Here is a 1869-nt window from a genome sequence, read left to right on the forward strand (position 1 = left end):
AGCTGGAACAAAAATGAATCAATAGCCATTTTCAATTACTCCGTATTTTATTCAGAACAAATCCCCCGGCAATGAAGACCGCGAATACCACAAAGGGAAGAATATCCATAGGCGGTGCAGTGTATTGGGGGATGTTCATCTGTTTCGTTTTGATGTAAGCAGGAACAATAATGGCACCCATTAGATAGTAGATACCAAGGATCATCATGATGTTACCGAGCGTTTCGGGGGTCTTTTTCAGCATTTTGCACAGAAGGGAAGATGCAACCACAGAGATGAAGAACACAACACCCACAAGCAGCCCGATCAGGATTCCACTGACCTCAATATATGTTGCCAGAAGCATACAGGATATGAAGAGTGCTGTCAGGCAGACAGGACAGGGCAGGGAGATCACAAGGAATGTGCGATGAGAAACATCACAGCCACAGTTCCACTGTTTCTGGGTATAGATGCCTGCCCCGATCAGGAGCAAAGCAACCAGTACGTGAAGGGACATACCCATGCCCGCAATAAGGTCAAGATTTGACTGGTCCACATATCCTATGAGACTGCCTATAATTAGTGATAGGATAAAGTAGCTGCCTGCAATAGCAAGGATCTCTTTCGTGCTGCGATTCGAAAAGCCACAGCCTATCCCGGTCTTAACACCAAACAGAAGAATTGCTAACAGTATTCCCACAACGGTGAGAAGTACCATGTTCATTCACAAGCACCTCCTATAAAAACTAAAGTTTTGTTTACAATGTATGTTATTAACGCCATGTGTGCCATCCAAATTGATAATCTTCGAGTCCTATTAAATCAAATATAATTGTTTATTGATTGGACAAGCTTAATTGAGTGAAATCAATAAAACATTATCATATATATATACATCTGTCCTTTTTAAATAATGCACATATACTTTTTTGATATTATTATGGCATATAATACATACACAAGTAAGCTTTTTGAGAAACTTCACATGAAAATATTTTTACGACAATATAGACCAGACCAAATCAAATCAAAAAATGAAGTTACATCACACCATAACAGCAAGAATATTTATGCATAAATCATTACAAGACCTTGGATTAATATGATAGAAGTTGTGACGAAATTATTTGTGAGAGAAATATCATCAAAATAGAGTATCATAAATGACCATATCCTCAAATCCATTCCCCGTTTTTATTAATCACCATTGACAGAACTAGTCGTCACAATGAATTTCGAGGCTAAAGGAAAAATCTCCGAATTTTTATAACTTGTGTTTTTTTAACGATAGTGATGCACTCGAGAAAATGTAAAATTTTCAAAGATTATGGAGGATTCACAGGTGAACAAACATCAGATTCAACTCCACACCAGTACGGACACTGGGTGCCCACTTTACTGAACAACCTGATTTGATAGACATTGCAATACGAGAATGCATCCTTTTTGGTTGTTTTGAAGGGTATTATGATGAACATAATGCGAAGAATGGGCCTTATAAACATCTTCTTCCTTATTGATATGATTATTTTGAAATACTTTATGAAGATAAATATATAATAGCTTATAATGACAGCCTTCAATCAAAAATTATAGATGATATAGACGAAGAATGAAATTTTATATAGAGCAGTTTATGCTTCAATTAATTGCTTCATGATAAAAATGAAAATAAAAACAGCGTGAAAATATGTATGACGAGCCGTCGGGGGGAGCAAGTTCTCGGGTCCAACACACTTCATTATAGTCAAACACCCAACATTTTGGACTTCTGTTTTTCACTAAGAAACTTTTCAATCCATCTCTTTGCAAAGCTAATTTTTGATGAGCACTCCATAAATTTCTCATGTATTAAATCCCGCATATGATCAATATCGATAATGAACT

At 36.5% G+C, this 1869-nt stretch carries 1 protein-coding gene; it reads right to left on the minus strand.

All coding sequences use genetic code 11. From position 1 onward, the window contains the following. Window positions 1–31: 31 nt before the first annotated feature. Window positions 32–706 carry a DUF2162 domain-containing protein gene (locus KDK67_RS13975; protein WP_250869457.1) on the minus strand — a complete coding sequence of 225 codons (675 nt, stop codon included), beginning with the start codon at window positions 704–706 and terminating at the stop codon, window positions 32–34. Window positions 707–1869: the final 1163 nt, after the last annotated feature.

The organism is Methanococcoides seepicolus (genome assembly GCF_023684405.1).
Classification (GTDB): Archaea; Halobacteriota; Methanosarcinia; order Methanosarcinales; family Methanosarcinaceae; genus Methanococcoides; species Methanococcoides seepicolus.

Coding starts and splice junctions, on each gene's coding strand:
- KDK67_RS13975 (WP_250869457.1), bottom strand. CDS start 706: ATGAACATGGTACTTCTCACCGTTGTGGGAATACTGTTAGCAATTCTT.